Below are 16018 nucleotides of genomic sequence, written 5' to 3'. Positions count from 1 at the left end.
CCGGCGGTGATCAGCCCGCGGCCGGTGCCTGCGGCTTCAGCAGGGCCGGCAGCCGTGTGGTGCGCGGCTTCTGCGGAACCTCCGCCACGGCGTGCGGCAGGGCCTGCTCCACCCCGTGCACGACCGAGAGATGACGCTCGGCCCGGCCGAAGGCCGTGTAGACCCACGGCCGCGTCAGGGCCGCCGCGGCGTCGCCCGGGAGCACGACGACTGCGGCGGGCCAGCGCATTCCCACCGCCTGGTGCGCGGTGAGCGCCCAGCCGTGCCGCACGGCCTGCTCCACCCGCTCCTTCGGTACGACGACGAGGGCGCCCGAGCACTCCAGGTGCAGTCCTTCGGCGTCGGCCTTCACCACGTGGCCCGGCACCGAACGGCCGGGCGCGGGGGAGTGGACGACGCGGTCGCCCGGGTCGAAGCCGCCGAAACGGCCCGGGCCGGGGTTCAGCCGCTCCTTGAGCGCGGTGTTCAGCGCGCGGGTGCCGACCGCGCCGCCGTGTCCCGGGGTGATCACCTGTGTCTGTTCGGCCGGGATGCCGATCGCGCGCGGCACCGAGTCCGCGACCAGCTGCACGGTCCGGTGGACCGCCTCGCCGGCGTCGCGCACCGGGACGATCACGACCTCCTTGCCGGGCGCCTCGACCTGGTTGAGCTCGCCGATGCCGACCCCGGACACCAGCTCGCCGATGGGACCGGGGTCAGGGGTCCGCGAGGCCACCTGCGGGCAGGCGCGGGCGGCGATCAGGTCCGCGAAGACCCGGCCGGGGCCCGCCGACCAGAGCACGCCCGGATCACCGCTCAGCACCAGGCGGGCCCCGTCCGGCAGCGACTCGGCGAGCATCGCCGCCGTCTCCACGTCGAGCTGCGGCGCGTCGAGGACGACCAGGACGTCCAGGTCCAGGGCGCCGTCCGCGTCCCGGCCCGGGCCCTCGGTGCCGGAGAGGAGCCCGTCCACGGTGGCGACGCCGGTGGCCGTGCCGTCCGCGGGGCCGTCCGGCAGGTCGAGCCGGGCCAGTTCGGCCGTGAAGCCGTCGCGGCCGCCGCGGGTGTGCGTGGCGGCCCAGCCGCGCAGGCCGAGCGCACGCGCCGCGTGCAGCAGCGCCGCCGTCTCGGAGCGGGAGGCGTCGCCGCCGGTGTGCAGCACCAGCCCGTGAGCGGCGGCCGCGCGGATCAGCTCCCCGGCGGAGCGGGGGGCCGCGGCCGCGGCCTGTTCCCAGTCGGCGGCCGAACCGTCCTCCTTCGGCACCGAGTTCATCACCCGGGCGAGTCCGTCGGCGAGGCTCTCCTCGGCCAGCGCGTACCGCTCCAGGCCGATCAGGATGCGCACCGGGCGCTCCCGCGGCTCCTCCGTGTCGTCCTGCGGCGCCGGGGCAGGCGTGTCCAGCGCGTCCTGGAAGACCAGGGCCTCGCCCTCCGCGAGAGCGCTCTGCATGGCCGCGTCAGGGTCCGGCACCGAGCGCTGGGAGAGCGCCGCGGTGAGCGCCGGGGCGTCCAGGGCGGTGTGCCCGGCGACGGCCGCCTGCTCCAGGAGCCACACGGTCAGCGCCCGGCCACGACGCTCGTCGTCCGGCCCGCACTCCGCGCCGAGCAGCGCCCGGGCGAACCCGTCGGCCTGCTCGGGCCGCACCCCGGCCACCCGCAGCAACTGCCAGGGGTCGTCGCGCAGTTGCTCGTCGGCACCCTCGCCCAGGGCCGCGACGGCCTGAGCCGCGAGCGCTTCGGGCGCGCCGCCCTCGGTCAGCACGGCGCGGACGGCCCCGACGGCTTCGGGCGCGGCGGTCGGCACCGGTGCGGCCGCTGAGGCCACGGGCTGCGGTCGCCGCACGGGCTCCTGCGCGGCCCTGCGCGGCGCGGGCTCGGGCTCTCGGAAGGCGGTGGCCACGGGCTTCTCGCCGCTCTCCACGGCCCGCACCGCCGCGAGGAGGTCCGCGGCCGTGCCGCTGAGCTTGGCCCCGGCCGCGATCGGCGCCTGCTTCTCGGCCTTCCGCCGCTCGATCCGCTCCCGCTCCAAGCGCTGGGCCGCCAGCTCGGCGGCCGCCTCGGACAGCTGGGCTGCGCCTTCGGAGGATTCGGTCCCCGCGGCGGCCTCCGTACCGGCGACGGCCTCCGCGTCCGTGTTCGCGTCCTCGCCCGCGTCCGTGCCCTTCTCCTCGGAGGCGTCCCCGCCCTCGGACTGCGCGTCCGCGTGGCCCACGTCCTCGCCCGTGCTCTCCGGGGCGTCGGCGGCCGTGTCCGCGCCCGGCGCCCCCGGCTCCGCTTCCTCCGTGGTCTCGGGCTCCGTGCTCACAGCGTGCTCCAGTCGTGATCGGGATAGTGGTGCACCGGGGCCGACACGTCGTCGAGCGCCCGGCAGATCTCGTCAGGAAGACTAAGGCTCTCCACTGACAACGCGGCCGTGAGCTGCTGCGCGTTGCGCGCGCCGACGATGGGGGCGCTGACCCCGGGCCGGTCGCGGACCCACGCGAGCGCCACCTGGAGCGCCGTCACGGCGAGCCCGTCCGCCGCGGTCGTCACCGCCTCCACGATGCTGCTCGCCGTGTCGTCGAGGTAGGGCGCGACGAACGGCGCGAGGTGTTCGGAGCCGCCACGGGAGTCGGTCGGCGTTCCGTTGCGGTACTTGCCGGTGAGCACCCCGCGCCCGAGCGGCGAGGAGGGCAGCAGGCCGATGCCCAGGTCGAGGGCGGCCGGCAGCACCTCCCGCTCGATGCCGCGCTGGAGCAGGGAGTACTCCATCTGCGTACTGGCCAGGCGGGTGCGTATGCCGGGAGCCGCGAGCTGCCAGGTGGCGGCCTTGGCGAGCTGCCAGCCGCAGAAGTTGGACACGCCCGCGTAGCGCGCGCGGCCGCTGCTGACGGCCAGGTCGAGGGCCTGGAGGGTCTCTTCCAGGGGCGTGTCGGGGTCGTAGGCGTGGACGTGCCACACGTCCACGTAGTCCGTGCCCAGGCGGGCGAGCGAGGCGTCCAGGGCCGCCAGCAGGTGGCTGCGCGAGCCGTCGAAGCGGCGGTCCGGGTCGCGCACGCTCCCCGCCTTCGTCGAGATGACCAGGTCCCGGCGCGGCACGAGCCCTTCCATGAGGCGTCCGAGGAGGTACTCGGCCTCCCCGTCGCCGTACACGTCCGCGGTGTCCACGAGGGTCCCGCCCGCTTCCCAGAACGTCTTCAAGAGGTCCGCCGCGTCATGCTCGTCGGTGTCCCGCCCCCATGTGAGGGTGCCGAGTCCGATCCGGGACACACGCAGGCCGGTACGGCCGAGATGCCTCTGCTCCATGGACGCCGAGATTACTGTCCGACACCGGCCGTGTGGGGGCCTGTGGACAACCGAAGTTCCACGGATCGCCGCACGTGACGACCGGTGACGCAGGGCGGCGGCCGGGACCCGTGCACGCGGTCGGACACGAGGGGCCGCGCCGGGCGGCGCGCCGGCGTCCCGCGCCCGTGCCGAGAAGGCGTACGTGCCGCTCCCCGCCCGGGACGCACGCACGCTAGGGTCTCGGACAAAGGGACGTTACTGATCGGTAAGGGGAATCGGCCATGCAGCTCGGCATCAACCTCGGCTACTGGGGCGCGGGAATGGACGGGGACAATCTCGCCGTCGCCCAGGAGGCCGACCGGCTCGGATACGCCGTCTGCTGGGCCGCCGAGGCCTATGGCTCCGACGCGGCCACCGTGCTCAGCTGGGTCGCCGCCCAGACCGAGCGCATCGACGTCGGTTCGGCCATCTTCCAGATCCCGGCGCGGCAGCCCGCGATGACCGCGATGACCGCCGCGACCCTCGACTCGCTGTCGGGCGGCCGTTTCCGCCTCGGCCTCGGCGTCTCCGGGCCGCAGGTCTCCGAGGGCTGGTACGGCGTCAAGTTCGACAAGCCGCTGGCCCGCACCCGTGAGTACGTGGAGATCGTGCGCAAGGCGATGACGCGCGAGCGGCTGTCGTACGAGGGTGAGCACTGGACCCTGCCGCTGCCGGGCGGTCCGGGCAAGCCGCTGAAGCTGACCGTGCACCCGGAGCGCGAGCACATCCCGCTCTACGTCGCCGCGATCGGCCCGAAGAACCTGGAGCAGACCGGCGAGATCGCCGACGGGGCGCTGCTGATCTTCCCCTCGGCCGAGCACCTCGAGGACACCGCGATCAAGTACCTGCGCGCGGGCCGGGAGAAGGCCGGCAGGACGATGGAGGGCTTCGACGTCTGCCCGACCCTTCCGCTCGCCCTCGGCGAGGACAAGGACGTCACGGCGCTCGCCGACATGTTCCGCCCGTACACCGCGCTGTACGTCGGCGGCATGGGCAGCCGCAAGCAGAACTTCTACAACCAGCTCGCCCAGCGCATGGGCTACGAGAAGGAAGCCGCCGAGATCCAGGACAAGTACCTGTCCGGCGACAAGGAGGGTGCCGCGGCCGCCATCCCGCACGCGCTGATCGACCAGACGACCCTGCTCGGCTCGGTGGACCGCATCGCCGACCGTATGCAGGCGTACGCCGCGGCCGGGGTCACCACGCTCACGCTGGCGCCCGCGGGCTTCACGCTGGAGGACCGGATCGCCTCGCTGCGGGCCGGCTCCGACGCCCTGGAGCGGGCAGGACTCGCGTAACCGCGCCGGAGGACGGCGCCGGGAAAGTTCTGCGGCCGTGGTGGGGGCTCGGGGGTCTTCCCCGCCACGGCCGTCACAGGGAACAACGCGTCGACGGTCCCTTGGTTACGCGCCCGGGCCCGCTTCCTCGTCCATCGTTTGGCGGATTTGTCCGACACATCGGTTGCCGGGTCGCAGACATCCCATTTGACTCGTTTTCTGCACAACCCTGCAGAGAGGTGTCAGAGATGCTTTCGGCCAAGAGTCTGTTCCAGGAGATTCTCGACAACGACGAGTCGTACCGGCTCTTCTGTTCCATCGCCGCCAGCGGGGAGTCGCAAGGGGGCTGGGAGAACGCCCGGATCGCCGCGCTGGTCCCGGCGAGCGAACGCGAGCTCGCCCCAAGGATCGCCCGGCACGGCGCCGACGAGGACAAGCACGGGCGGATCTTCAACGCCCTCATGAAGAAGCGCGGCCTCGAACCGGTCGAGATCCCGCCCGACACCGACTACACCATGCTCCTGGAGCGGTACGGCATCGGTCTGGCGCACGAGAAGCTCAAGGACGACCAGCCGCTCACCGTGCAGGACATCGTCACCTATCTCGCCCACAGCCGGGTCACGGAACAGCGCGCCTCCGAGCAGATGGACCTGCTGCGCAAGCACTTCGCCGACCACCCCGAGATCGGCCGCGCGGTGAAGATGATCTCGGGCGACGAGGACAACCACCTCGCGTACTGCAACGAGGAACTGTTGCGCTTCGCGTACGCCGGTCACGGCCGCGCCATCCAGCGGACCCTGCGCGCGTGCGCCCTCGCCGAGATCCGCATCTACCGGGACGTCAGCCTCGCCGTGATGGCCCACATGGGCCGCATCCTCGGCTGGTCCAGGTCCCGGGCCGCGGTCCTCGCCGCGGGCATCCACGCCGTCTACGCCTACGAGCGGGCCGCGGGCTGGCGCCGGATGGTCTCCCTGAAGATGCCCGAACGGCGCGGCGCGCTGGACGGCCCCGTCACGGCGGCACCCGAATTCGCCTGACCGCACCCGGCCTGCACCCGCACCCGGCCGCCACCCGGACCTGACTTCCACCCGCACCCGGCCGCCGTCGGGACGGGCCCCGTACGCGCCCGGAAACCCGTACCCGTACCCGTACCCGCACCCGGGCGGACCCGTACACGTCCCGACTACAGCCAGCCCCGCCGCTTGAAGAGCCGGAACAGCCCGAACTCCAGCACGACCATGAACCCGACCACAGCCGGATACGACCACACCCAGTGCAGCTCGGGCATGTGGTCGAAGTTCATGCCGTAGATCCCGGCGATCATCGTCGGGACGGCCGCCATGGCCGCCCACGCGGAGATCTTCCGCATGTCGTCGTTCTGCCGCACGCTCATCTGCGCGAGGTGCGCCGAGAGGATGTCGGACACCAGCCGGTCCAGGCCCTCCACGGACTCGTTGACCCGCATCAGGTGGTCGTTGACGTCGCGGAAGAAGGGCTGTGCCTTGTCGTTCACGAACGGCACGGCCGTCGAGGCGAGGCCCGATCCCGCCAGCCGGACCAGCGGCACCGCCAGCGGGACCGTGGCCCTGCGGAACTCCTGCACCTGCCGCTTGAAGGCGTAGATCCGCGACGCGGTGTTCCGCCCGCCGCCGAGCTGCGGCGAGAAGACCTCCGCCTCCAGCTCCTCCAGGTCGGTGCCGAGCTCGGTCGCCACCTCCAGGTAGTGGTCCACGGTGGCGTCCGCGATCGAGTAGAGCACCGCCGTCGGCCCGTGCCGCAGGGTCTCGGGGTCCGACTCCAGACGCTGCCGGACCGCCGCGAGGGGCGACTCCTCGCCGTGCCGCACGGTCACCACGAACGAGTCGCCGACGAAGACCATGACCTCACCGGAGGAGACGGCATCGCTCTCGGGCTCGTACGACACCGGTTTGAGGACCATGAAGAGCGAGTCCTCGTACACCTCCAGCTTGGGGCGCTGATGGGCCTTGAGGGCGTCCTCGACCGCCAGCGGATGCAGCCCGAACTCCTCCGTGACCAGGTCGAACTCCTTCTCCGTGGGCTCGTGCAGGCCGATCCACACGAAGGCGTCACCCCCGGCCCGGCAGTGGGCCAGGGCGTCGGAGAGGTCGTCGGGGCCCTCCGTCCGCCGCCCGGCACGGTAGATGGCACAGTCGACGATCACGGAGCGCATTCTCCCTTCGTTCCGGCCGGACCGCACTCCGGGCATCGCTTTCCCCAGGGCCGGCCGGCTCCGCCAGCCGTCCGTTTACGCTGGGCCGCATGCCCACCCTGATCCTCGTCCGGCACGGACGCTCCACCGCCAACACCGCGGGACTGCTCGCCGGCTGGACGCCCGGCGTGGCCCTCGACGAGCGAGGCACCCAGCAGGCCGCGGCCCTTCCGGGGCGGCTCGCCGGGCTGCCGATCGCCGAGGTCGTCACCAGCCCTCTCCAGCGCTGCCAGGAGACCGTCCAGCCGCTGCTGGAGGCCCGCCCCGAGGTCCCGGCGCACACCGAGGAGCGCATCGGAGAGGCCCACTACGGCGACTGGTCGGGCCGCAAACTCGCCGAACTCAAGGACGATCCGCTGATGGAGGTCGTCCAGGCGCATCCGTCCGCGGCCGCGTTCCCGGGCGGCGAATCGATGCGGGCCATGCAGACCCGGGCCGCCGAGGCCGTGCGCGAGTGGAACGCGCGCGTGGAGCGCGACCACGGAAGCGACGCGGTCTACCTGATGTGTTCGCACGGCGACATCATCAAGTCGCTCGTCGCCGACGCACTCGGACTTCATCTCGACCTCTTCCAACGGATCTCTGTCGAACCGTGTTCCATCACCGCGATCCGTTACACCCGGTTGAGGCCTTTTCTCGTACGTCTCGGGGACACCGGTGATTTCGCCTCCCTCGCGCCGCGCGAGGAACCCCCGAGCGGCGACGCTCCGGTCGGGGGCGGTGCGGGCGCACCGTGATCGTCGGCCGCAGTAGGGTGAAGCGGTCGAACCAGCACAGTAGTTGTCAGCGAGTTCTCAGCAGCCGATGCGGGCCGGCGCAGTCAGCCGGCCCCATGCCGATTCAATGGAGACAGGACGTGTCCCGTCAGGTGTTCCTCTACGACCCCCCGGACCGCTTCGTGGCCGGTACGGTCGGGTTGCCCGGGCGCCGTACCTTCTTCCTGCAGGCGTCCTCGGGACCCCGGGTGACCAGCGTGGCCCTGGAGAAGACCCAGGTCGCCGCGCTCGCCGAGCGGATGGACGAGCTCCTCGACGAGGTCGTCCGGCGGACCGGCGGCAGCGCCCCGGTCCCGGCGATGGCCTCCACCGAGGTGTCCGACACCGCGCCCCTCGACACCCCCGTCGAGGAGGAGTTCCGGGTCGGCACCATGGCGCTGGCCTGGGACGGTGACGAGCAGCGCATGATCGTCGAGGCGCAGGCGCTCGTGGAACTCGAGGCCGACTCCGACGAGGACCTCGCGGAGGCCGAGGAGCGGCTGCTCCAGGACGAGGAGAACGGTCCGCCGATGCTCCGGGTCCGGCTCACCGGCGTGCAGGCCCGGGCCTTCGCCAAGCGCGCGCTCGACGTCGTCAACGCCGGCCGGCCGCCCTGCCCGCTGTGCAGTCTCCCGCTCGACCCGGAAGGACACGTATGTCCGCGCCAGAACGGATACCGCCGCGGAGCGTGACGACCGCCGAGCTGCTCGCCCGGGGCGAGCTGAAGGTCCGCGGGCAGATTCGTGAGGCCTCGAACGCGGTGCTGTACTGCTCCGTGTCGTACGAGGGCCGCGAGGCGCTCTGTGTCTACAAGCCCGTCGCGGGCGAGCGGCCTCTGTGGGACTTCCCCGACGGCACGCTCGCACAGCGCGAGGTCGCCGCGTACGAGGTCTCCGAGGCGACCGGCTGGGGGCTCGTCCCCACCACGGTGCTGCGTGACGGGCCGTACGGCGAGGGCATGTGCCAGCTGTGGATCGAGTCCACGGCCGCCCGGGACGGGGACGGCCTGCTCGCGCTCGTCGAGGGCGAGGAACCGGCCGAGGGCTGGAAGGCGATCGGTTTCGCCGAGGTCGGCGAGGGCGAGACGGCACTGCTCGTGCACGCCGACGACGTAAGGCTGAGGCGGCTCGCCGTCCTCGACGCCGTGATCAACAACGCGGACCGCAAGGGCGGCCATCTGCTGCCCGCGGGGGAGGGCCGCCTGTACGGCATCGACCACGGGGTCACCTTCAACGCCGAGAACAAGCTGCGCACGCTGCTGTGGGGCTGGGCCGGGGAGCCGCTGACGCCGGAGGCGCTGGAGGTCCTCACGTCCCTTCGTGACGGTCTGGCGCCCGGCGCACCGCTGGCCACCCGCTTGGCCGAACTCGTCACCGCCGTCGAGATCGACGCCACACGCGCGCGGGTCGAGGCGATGCTCGCTTCCGGGAAGCACCCGGAGCCGAGCGGGGAATGGCCCGCGATCCCCTGGCCGCCGGTGTAGCGCTCGGCGGCACGTGCGCACGGCGCGGAGGGCCGCGCAAGAGGGCCTTCCCGGCCATAAGGTGCTGGCCGGTTCGTATACGGAAGTTCCGTCCGGTTAGTCTCATGACATGTATGCCTGGCCCGCTTCTGAGGTCCCCGCCCTGCCCGGCGAGGGCCGCGACCTCCGGATCCACGACACCGCGACCGGTGGGCTCGTCACCCTCGACCCCGGTCCCGTCGCCCGTATCTACGTCTGCGGCATCACGCCGTACGACGCGACCCATCTGGGTCACGCGGCGACCTACAACGCGTTCGACCTCGTGCAGCGCGTGTGGCTCGACACCAAGCGGCAGGTTCATTACGTCCAGAACGTCACGGACGTCGACGACCCGCTGCTGGAGCGGGCCGAGCGCGACGGCGTCGACTGGGTGGGACTCGCCGAGAAGGAGACCGCCCTCTTCCGCGAGGACATGACCGCCCTGCGGATGCTGCCGCCGCGCCACTACATAGGCGCCGTCGAGGCGATACCCGGCATCGTGCCGCTCGTCGAGCGGCTGCGGGACGCCGGAGCGGCGTACGAGCTCGACGGCGACGTGTACTTCTCCGTGGAGTCCGACCCCGCCTTCGGCAAGGTGTCCAACCTGGACGCCGCGACGATGCGCCTGCTCTCCGCGGAGCGGGGCGGCGACCCGGACCGGGCGGGGAAGAAGAACCCCCTCGACCCGATGCTGTGGATGGCCGCCCGCGAGGGCGAGCCGAGCTGGGACGGCGGCTCACTGGGCCGCGGCCGGCCCGGCTGGCACATCGAGTGCGTCGCCATCGCCCTCGACCACCTGGGAATGGGCTTCGACGTCCAGGGCGGCGGTTCCGACCTCGCCTTCCCGCACCACGAGATGGGCGCCTCGCACGCCCAGGTGCTGACCGGCGAGTTCCCCATGGCCAAGGCGTACGTCCACGCCGGCATGGTCGCGCTGCACGGCGAGAAGATGTCGAAGTCCAAGGGCAACCTCGTCTTCGTGTCCCGTCTGCGGCACGACGGGGTCGACCCGGCCGCCATCCGCCTCGCCCTGCTCTCGCACCACTACCGGGCCGACTGGGAGTGGACGGACGCCGTCCTCGAAGAGGCCGTCGCGCGCCTGGACAACTGGCGGGCCGCGGTGTCGCGGCCCGACGGGCCGTCCGCCGACGCGCTCGTCGAGGAGATCCGCGCCGCGCTCGCCGAGGACCTCGACGCACCGGCCGCGCTCGCCGCGGTCGACCGCTGGGCAGCCCTCCAGCACGAGACGGGCGGCACGGACGAGGGCGCCCCCGGTGTCGTGTCGCGGGCCGTCGACGCCCTCATGGGCGTGGCGCTGTAACCGGTCGCCTCACACAGTCGGGCGCCGGGCGGAGTGATCCGCCCGGCGCCCTGTGCGTGGAGCGGTCCGCCGCTCCCGTCGCCGCTACTGCCGGTTCACGATCACGGCCTGGAGGGTGTTGGTGCCCGAGTCGTAGATCCCGATGACCTGCTGCCCGAAGGCGAAGGCCTCCTGGACCTCGTCATGCGTGACCTGGTTCGGGTTCACGAGCTGACGCCAGCCGTTGTCGATGAACAGGTAGAGGATCGACGGCTGCCCCGGCAGCGGGGTGACGACGTCCCAGAACTTCGTGGCGACGCCGCTCAGGAGCGCCGCACGCTCCACGGCGCTCGGCAGCACGAGCGGCTGGCCCGGCTGCTGGGCCTGCTGCCCGCCGAGCTGCTGGAGAAGCTGCTGGAACGGCTGCTGCCGGCCCAGTTGCTGGAGCTGCTGCTGGAGCTGCTGCTGGAGGTGCGGCGCAATGTGCTGCTGCGGGATCTGCTGTTGCGGGATCTGGTGCTGCGCGATCTGGTGCTGCGGGAACTGCTGGCCGACGCCCTGCTGGCCCATGCCCTGCTGGAGGTACGGCTGCTGCATCTGCTGGCCGATGCCCTGCGGCCCGTACGGCTGCTGCGCCTGCGCGCCGAACGGCTGCTCCTGGCTCATGCCCTGCTGCGGTCCGAACTGCTGCTGCGTCCCGAGGTGCTGCGGGGGAGCCGTGCTGGGGCCCTGCTGTCCTTGCTGAATGCTGTCCTGCTGAAGGCCCTGCTGTCCCTGCTGTCCCTGCTGGCTCATCTGGGGGATCGTGCTCATGCGGGTGCCACCTTCCATCAATGGTTGGTTGCGTTCCGTTCCGGTCCGGGAGGACCTGGTCCTCAGCCCGTGACGACCAGGCCGACGATCTCGTCGTCCGAGAACCAGACCCGTACATCGGGCCGTCCCCCCGCGAAGGCGGAGTGCACCGCCTGACGGATCTCGGGGGACGGGTTGTTGAGGTTGCGCCAGGCACCGGACACGTACAGCCGGAGCCTCGGCGGGAGTTCGCGCGGATACGGCAGCAGCTCGTCCCAGTACCGTTCGGCCTGGCCCGAGCCGACCGCCTCCGGCAGCAGCCTGGTGACCGCCGCCTTGATGTCCGGCCGGTTGCCGATCCGCTGGGAGGCGGGCCGGCCCGGCGCGTCCTGCTGCGGGGAGCCCGTGGCCCGCAGCACCGCGCGCGCACGTTCCGAGGACATCGGTGCCTGGCCCGCCGCCTTGAGCATGCCTTGCAGCGCGGCCAGGGCACCGACCACCACCGGGGAGGCGGAAGAGGTCCCTGAGAACGTGTCCGTGTACCAGGCGATCTCCTCGGCGCCGCCCTGCAGATCGCCGGGCCGGTCCCAGAAGCCGCCGGTGGTCGTGACCTCGCGTCCCCAGCCCTGCGCGTCCACGCGGGCCCCGTAGTTGGAGAACGCGAGCCGTGAACGGTCCGGGCCGTGGTCGCGGCCGTGCGTGCCGGGAGGCGGTGCGCCCGCGCCGACCAGGATCGCCCCGGAGGACTGGTTGGAGGGGTTGAAGGGGTTGCGCCACCAGTCGGGGAACTCCGCGGGGCGACGTTCGTACACCGCGTCGTCGAGCGACTCGGCGCCGTTGCCGGCGGCCGCCACCACGAGGATGCCCCGGGCGGTGGCGTACTGGACGGCCGCGAAGTTGTCGGGCCACCACTCGAGCGCGATGTAGCCCTCCTGCGTGTCGCGCTCCTCGAAGTCGAACCGGGGCCCCGGGGCGTGCAGTTCGACCAGGATGATGTCGCCGGGGCTCAGCCGTTCCGCCGCCGCGTGGATCGCGGCGGCCGTTCCGATGCCCTGGAAGGACGCGGCCGCGGTCACGGCGTCCGGCGCGATTCCGGTGATCCCCTGCTCGTTGCGGTCACCGCCGATCACCCCGATGACGGCGGTGCCGTGGTTGCGCCAGGCGATGTCGGTGACAGGGGTGCCGACGACGACGCCGGCGAGTTTCGAGGCCAGATCCTCGTGCCCGAGCTGCCAGGCGCCCTCCACGTCGATCACCGTGACGCTCCGGCCCGAACCGCCCGGCCGCTGCCAGGCCCAGTAGGCGTCGATGCCCTCGGGCGCCGGACGCAAGTAGCCCTGCCGGCTGGTGAAGTCGGGGGTGACGGGCGCCCCCTCCTTGAGCCGCTGGCCGTCGTCGGCGCTCTGGCCGGTCCAGCCGGCCGACCTCGTCGAGGCGGGAACGGCACCCGGCTTCACGTACGCCGTGTCGATCTCCGGCAGGGCCGCGATCCGTGCGCGCAGCTCCTGGGCACGGCTCTCCACGCCGCGCACCCGGTAGAAGAGCGCGAGCTCGGGCCCGCTCTCGGTACCCACCACCGCGGACTGCTGGAGCCGTTCCTCGCTCCCGAACAGCGGCTCCAGGGCGAGCTGTTCGTCGCTGAGGAACATGTTGAGGGCCGAGACGTCGGCGCCGGCCGCCGAGCGGACGCCCTCGGCCCGGGCACGCAGCCGGGCCTCCGGACGTGCGACGACGATCAGCTCCTGCTCGGCCCCTCGATAGGTGAATCCCGCTCCGTCGGGCCCGGGCCCGGACGTTCCCGGGCCCTGCGCCGGCTGTACCTGGTCGGTCATCGCGTACCGCTCCCTTCGATCCCTGCGGGTGCCGGTCCCTGCGGGTGCCGGTCGATGCGTGTGCTCTGCCGTGCCGTGTGCCTTCCTCCGGTGCGGCGCCGAGTGCCATGTCCCGTTGCCGGGCGGCGCCTTCGGGGCACAACCTGGCACGCCCACGGCGCCGCGTCCACCCCGTCTTCGCCAACTTGGTTTGAAAACAAGTTGAATGGGGAACCCTGTGCAATCCGTCCTGAAACAGATGTCACGCCCCAATCAGGCCAAACGCTGCGGAGGCGCATGTCAAGTGATGGGGCGGCAGCGGCTGTTGACCCTTGGACCGGTCGGGCCCGGCCCTCTGCGGCCGTGTGCCGCGCGCACCGCTGTTCCGCAGGCCGCGGGCTGCTCGCCGCGAGAGCTGTGCCGGAAGGGGCGGTACGGCCGGACGGCGCGGTCCGACGGCAGGACCTCCCGGCCGTGACGGCGTCGGCCGACCGGTTCTGTCCCCCCGGCGGGTTTCACGCCGGGGGCGTCACCGCCGCCGGGCCGCCCTGCGCGCACACGCCGGTCCGCCCGCGAACGGCGGCTTCACCGCACCGGTGGCCTCACCGTGCGCACCGCAACGGCGGGTGCGGAGGGGTGATCGATGAGGGCCCCGGCGCCGGACAGTTCCCGGAAGCCCGGAAGCCCGGAAGCCCGGAAGCCCGGAAGCCCGGAAGCCCGGAAGCCCGGAAGCCGGAAGCCGGAAGCCGGAAGCCGGAAGCCGGAAGCCGGAAGCCGGAAGCCGGAAGGCTGGGGACGGCGCGCCGCGTGCGCACCGCCCCTTTCCGCTCAGTCCTCGGAGGAGTCCGACGCGTCGGAGGAGCTGGAGGAGTCGGAAGGATCCGATGTATCCGTGGAACCCGGCGCCTTCGCGGCACCTGACGAGCCCTCGGAGTCCTTGGGGCCTGAGTCGCCGGACCGGGCGTCCGGGCCGGTGCCGTCGGCGGCCTCGTCCGTCTCCGGCTCCGGTCGCGACTCCCCGTCCCTTCCGGCGTCCTGCCCCGTGTCGGACTCCGGGCGCTGGGCCATCGGCGGCCGCGTACGGCCGCCGGGAGTGTCCCGGAGGTACGAGGCCGGCTCGCCGCTCTCCGTCGCGTGGCTCCCGGTACCGGTACCCGTCGCCGGACCGCCGCCGTCCCTGCGGCGCAGATAACGCTCGAACTCGCGGGCGATCGCCTCGCCGGACGCCTCCGGCAGCTCGGCGGTGTCCCGGGCCTCCTCCAGCGTCTGCACGTACTCGGCGACCTCGCTGTCCTCGGCGGCCAGCTGGTCCACGCCCAGCTGCCAGGCCCGCGCGTCCTCGGGCAGCTCGCCCAGCGGAATGCGCAGGTCGATGAGGTCCTCCAGGCGGTTGAGGAGGGCCAGCGTCGCCTTCGGGTTGGGCGGCTGCGACACATAGTGCGGTACGGCCGCCCACAGCGACACGGCCGGTACGCCCGCGTGTGTGCACGCCTCCTGGAGGATGCCGACGATGCCCGTCGGGCCCTCGTACTTGGTCTCCTCCAGGTCCATGGTGCGGGCCAGGTCCGGATCGGACGTGACCCCGCTGACCGGCACCGGACGTGTGTGCGGGGTGTCACCGAGCAGCGCGCCCAGGATCACCACCAGCTCCACGCCCAGTTCGTGCGCGAAGCCGAGCAGTTCGTTGCAGAACGAGCGCCAGCGCATCGACGGCTCGATGCCCCGGACCAGCACGAGGTCGCGCGGCTTCTCGCCGCCGACCCGGACCACCGACAGACGGGTGGTCGGCCAGGTGATCTTGCGTACACCACCGTCCAGCCACACGGTGGGGCGATTCACCTGGAAGTCGTAGTAGTCCTCGGCGTCCAGCGCCGCGAAGACCTCGCCCTTCCATTCCCTGTCCAGATGCGCGACCGCGGTGGAGGCGGCGTCGCCGGCGTCGTTCCAGCCTTCGAACGCGGCCACCATGACTGGGTCGATCAGCTCGGGAACCCCCTCCAGCTCGATCACCCAGCGCCTCCTTCCGATGTGCCCTCGCGTACGCCTCAACCTTACGGCGTGCCGAGGGGGCCTCCGCAGCCCCCTTGCACGGGGGAGTGAACGGATCACTGCCCCGCCGGGGGCCCGGAAACACGCGGGACGGCCACCCCGGACCGTCCCGAAGTCATCCGAGCTGTCCACGGTCAACTTGCCCGCGGACAGGGGACATTGCCCCGTGCCGGCACCATACGTCGGATGACCAGGAGAGATCCGATGTTCTGTGAGCGGCCCGAAACACCCATGAGGGACGGGGCGCACGCAAGGACGAGGCCGGCGTCCGCCCCCGGGTCCGGCTCGCCGCTAGAGCGTGGATCTGAGCCACTGCTCCACGCTCGCGACGTGCACCGTCGCCCAGGACCGGGCCGCCTCCGCGTCCCGGTCGCGCAGGGCGGACAGGATGGCGCGGTGCTCGCGCAGGGTGCGGCCGACCGCGTCCTCCTGGGTCAGGCCGCGCCAGACGCGGGCCCGGGTGGTGGGTCCGGACATGCTCTCGAGGAGGGAGCACAGGACCGAGTTGCCCGAGGCCAGTGCGATGCCCCGGTGGAACTCCAGGTCGCAGGCGACCAGTTCCTCCACGGACGGGTCCGCGCCGAGCTCGTCCAACTGGGAGGAGAGCGCGTCCAGTTGCCGCTCGCTGATGCGGGCGGCCGCCATCGCGGTGGCCGCGGGCTCCAGAATGCGCCGCACGGCGAGGAACTCCAGGACCGTGTCGTCGCGGTGGAAGTCGACGACGAAGCTGAGCGCCTCCAGGAGGAGTTGCGGGTCCAGGCTCGTGACGTACGTGCCGTCGCCCTGGCGCACGTCCAGGATGCGGATGAGGGACAGGGCGCGGACGGCCTCCCGCAGGGAGTTGCGGGACAGCCCGAGTTCGGCCGCCAGTTCGCTCTCCTTGGGGAGCCGGTCGCCGGGACGCAGCGCGCCGGAGACGATCATTCCCTTGATCTTCTCGATCGCCTCGTCGGTGACTGTCATGGCGGGGCCTCCCTGTCGCTCGGGATGTCCCCTCAGACATCCGATGACTCATCGG

Annotated in this window: 13 protein-coding genes; 6 read left to right on the top strand and 7 right to left on the bottom strand. The window is 72.4% G+C overall.

The window, feature by feature from the left end; translation table 11 throughout:
- Positions 1-10: 10 nt before the first annotated feature.
- Both OG788_RS11430 and OG788_RS11425 read right to left on the bottom strand, forming a co-directional pair.
- Positions 11-2284 carry a helix-hairpin-helix domain-containing protein gene (locus OG788_RS11430; RefSeq protein WP_406370501.1) on the bottom strand — a complete coding sequence of 758 codons (2274 nt, stop codon included), beginning with the start codon at positions 2282-2284 and terminating at the stop codon, positions 11-13.
- The gene (locus OG788_RS11425) at positions 2281-3264 is read right to left on the bottom strand and encodes an aldo/keto reductase (protein ID WP_351556952.1); all 984 of its coding nucleotides are present in this window, start codon (positions 3262-3264) and stop codon (positions 2281-2283) included. Before OG788_RS11425 ends, OG788_RS11430 begins: the two co-directional genes overlap by 4 nt.
- A 263-nt stretch (positions 3265-3527) precedes the next feature.
- Between OG788_RS11425 and OG788_RS11420 the strand changes: the two genes are divergently transcribed.
- Both OG788_RS11420 and OG788_RS11415 read left to right on the top strand, forming a co-directional pair.
- The gene (locus tag OG788_RS11420) at positions 3528-4583 is read left to right on the top strand and encodes an LLM class F420-dependent oxidoreductase (RefSeq protein WP_406370500.1); all 1056 of its coding nucleotides are present in this window, start codon (positions 3528-3530) and stop codon (positions 4581-4583) included.
- Between the two features lie 227 nt (positions 4584-4810).
- A complete protein-coding gene (locus OG788_RS11415) occupies positions 4811-5599 on the top strand; it encodes a ferritin-like domain-containing protein (protein WP_406370499.1) in 789 nt (262 codons plus the stop codon).
- Between the two features lie 146 nt (positions 5600-5745).
- Here OG788_RS11415 and corA read toward each other — a convergent pair whose 3' ends face one another.
- Positions 5746-6744 carry a magnesium/cobalt transporter CorA gene (gene corA, locus OG788_RS11410; RefSeq protein ID WP_351556962.1) on the bottom strand — a complete coding sequence of 333 codons (999 nt, stop codon included), beginning with the start codon at positions 6742-6744 and terminating at the stop codon, positions 5746-5748.
- Between the two features lie 98 nt (positions 6745-6842).
- Between corA and OG788_RS11405 the strand changes: the two genes are divergently transcribed.
- The 4 genes from OG788_RS11405 to mshC all read left to right on the top strand — a co-directional run bounded on the left by OG788_RS11405 (position 6843) and on the right by mshC (position 10369).
- A complete protein-coding gene (locus OG788_RS11405; RefSeq protein WP_351556967.1) occupies positions 6843-7529 on the top strand; it encodes a histidine phosphatase family protein in 687 nt (228 codons plus the stop codon).
- A 119-nt stretch (positions 7530-7648) separates the two neighbouring features.
- Positions 7649-8239 carry a DUF3090 domain-containing protein gene (locus OG788_RS11400; RefSeq protein WP_266756873.1) on the top strand — a complete coding sequence of 197 codons (591 nt, stop codon included), beginning with the start codon at positions 7649-7651 and terminating at the stop codon, positions 8237-8239.
- The gene (locus OG788_RS11395; protein ID WP_406370498.1) at positions 8203-9030 is read left to right on the top strand and encodes an SCO1664 family protein; all 828 of its coding nucleotides are present in this window, start codon (positions 8203-8205) and stop codon (positions 9028-9030) included. Before OG788_RS11400 ends, OG788_RS11395 begins: the two co-directional genes overlap by 37 nt.
- Before the next feature lie 109 nt (positions 9031-9139).
- Positions 9140-10369 (top strand): cysteine--1-D-myo-inosityl 2-amino-2-deoxy-alpha-D-glucopyranoside ligase, encoded by a 1230-nt coding sequence (gene mshC, locus OG788_RS11390; RefSeq protein WP_351556976.1) that lies wholly within the window; start codon positions 9140-9142, stop codon positions 10367-10369.
- An 84-nt stretch (positions 10370-10453) separates the two neighbouring features.
- Here mshC and OG788_RS11385 read toward each other — a convergent pair whose 3' ends face one another.
- The 4 genes from OG788_RS11385 to OG788_RS11370 form a co-directional block, all read right to left on the bottom strand.
- Positions 10454-11161: a hypothetical protein gene (locus OG788_RS11385; protein WP_406370497.1), complete on the bottom strand. Its 708-nt coding sequence runs from the start codon at positions 11159-11161 to the stop codon at positions 10454-10456.
- A gap of 62 nt (positions 11162-11223) precedes the next feature.
- Positions 11224-12972, bottom strand: coding sequence for a S8 family peptidase (locus OG788_RS11380; RefSeq protein ID WP_351547149.1), 1749 nt, complete (start codon positions 12970-12972; stop codon positions 11224-11226).
- An 807-nt stretch (positions 12973-13779) separates the two neighbouring features.
- Positions 13780-14961: a PAC2 family protein gene (locus OG788_RS11375; protein WP_406370495.1), complete on the bottom strand. Its 1182-nt coding sequence runs from the start codon at positions 14959-14961 to the stop codon at positions 13780-13782.
- A 330-nt stretch (positions 14962-15291) separates the two neighbouring features.
- Positions 15292-15963, bottom strand: a complete 672-nt coding sequence (locus OG788_RS11370) for a FadR/GntR family transcriptional regulator (RefSeq protein WP_406370493.1) — start codon at positions 15961-15963, stop codon at positions 15292-15294.
- Between the last annotated feature and the right edge of the window lie 55 nt (positions 15964-16018).

It is taken from the genome of Streptomyces sp. NBC_00647 (assembly GCF_045207245.1).
In the GTDB taxonomy this organism is placed as follows: Bacteria; Actinomycetota; Actinomycetes; order Streptomycetales; family Streptomycetaceae; genus Streptomyces.
Note: the sequence above shows the minus strand (reverse complement) of the source record. Positions and strands in the feature narration are given on the sequence as shown.

Excerpts from the sequence above, each read along its gene's own strand:
- OG788_RS11380 (WP_351547149.1), bottom strand. The coding sequence starts at position 12,972 with ATGACCGACCAGGTACAGCCGGCGCAGGGCCCGGGAACGTCCGGGCCC.
- OG788_RS11425 (WP_351556952.1), bottom strand. The coding sequence starts at position 3,264 with ATGGAGCAGAGGCATCTCGGCCGTACCGGCCTGCGTGTGTCCCGGATC.
- OG788_RS11420 (WP_406370500.1), top strand. The coding sequence starts at position 3,528 with ATGCAGCTCGGCATCAACCTCGGCTACTGGGGCGCGGGAATGGACGGG.
- OG788_RS11415 (WP_406370499.1), top strand. The coding sequence starts at position 4,811 with ATGCTTTCGGCCAAGAGTCTGTTCCAGGAGATTCTCGACAACGACGAG.
- OG788_RS11370 (WP_406370493.1), bottom strand. The coding sequence starts at position 15,963 with ATGACAGTCACCGACGAGGCGATCGAGAAGATCAAGGGAATGATCGTC.
- OG788_RS11395 (WP_406370498.1), top strand. The coding sequence starts at position 8,203 with ATGTCCGCGCCAGAACGGATACCGCCGCGGAGCGTGACGACCGCCGAG.
- mshC (WP_351556976.1), top strand. The coding sequence starts at position 9,140 with ATGTATGCCTGGCCCGCTTCTGAGGTCCCCGCCCTGCCCGGCGAGGGC.
- OG788_RS11405 (WP_351556967.1), top strand. The coding sequence starts at position 6,843 with ATGCCCACCCTGATCCTCGTCCGGCACGGACGCTCCACCGCCAACACC.
- OG788_RS11385 (WP_406370497.1), bottom strand. The coding sequence starts at position 11,161 with ATGAGCACGATCCCCCAGATGAGCCAGCAGGGACAGCAGGGACAGCAG.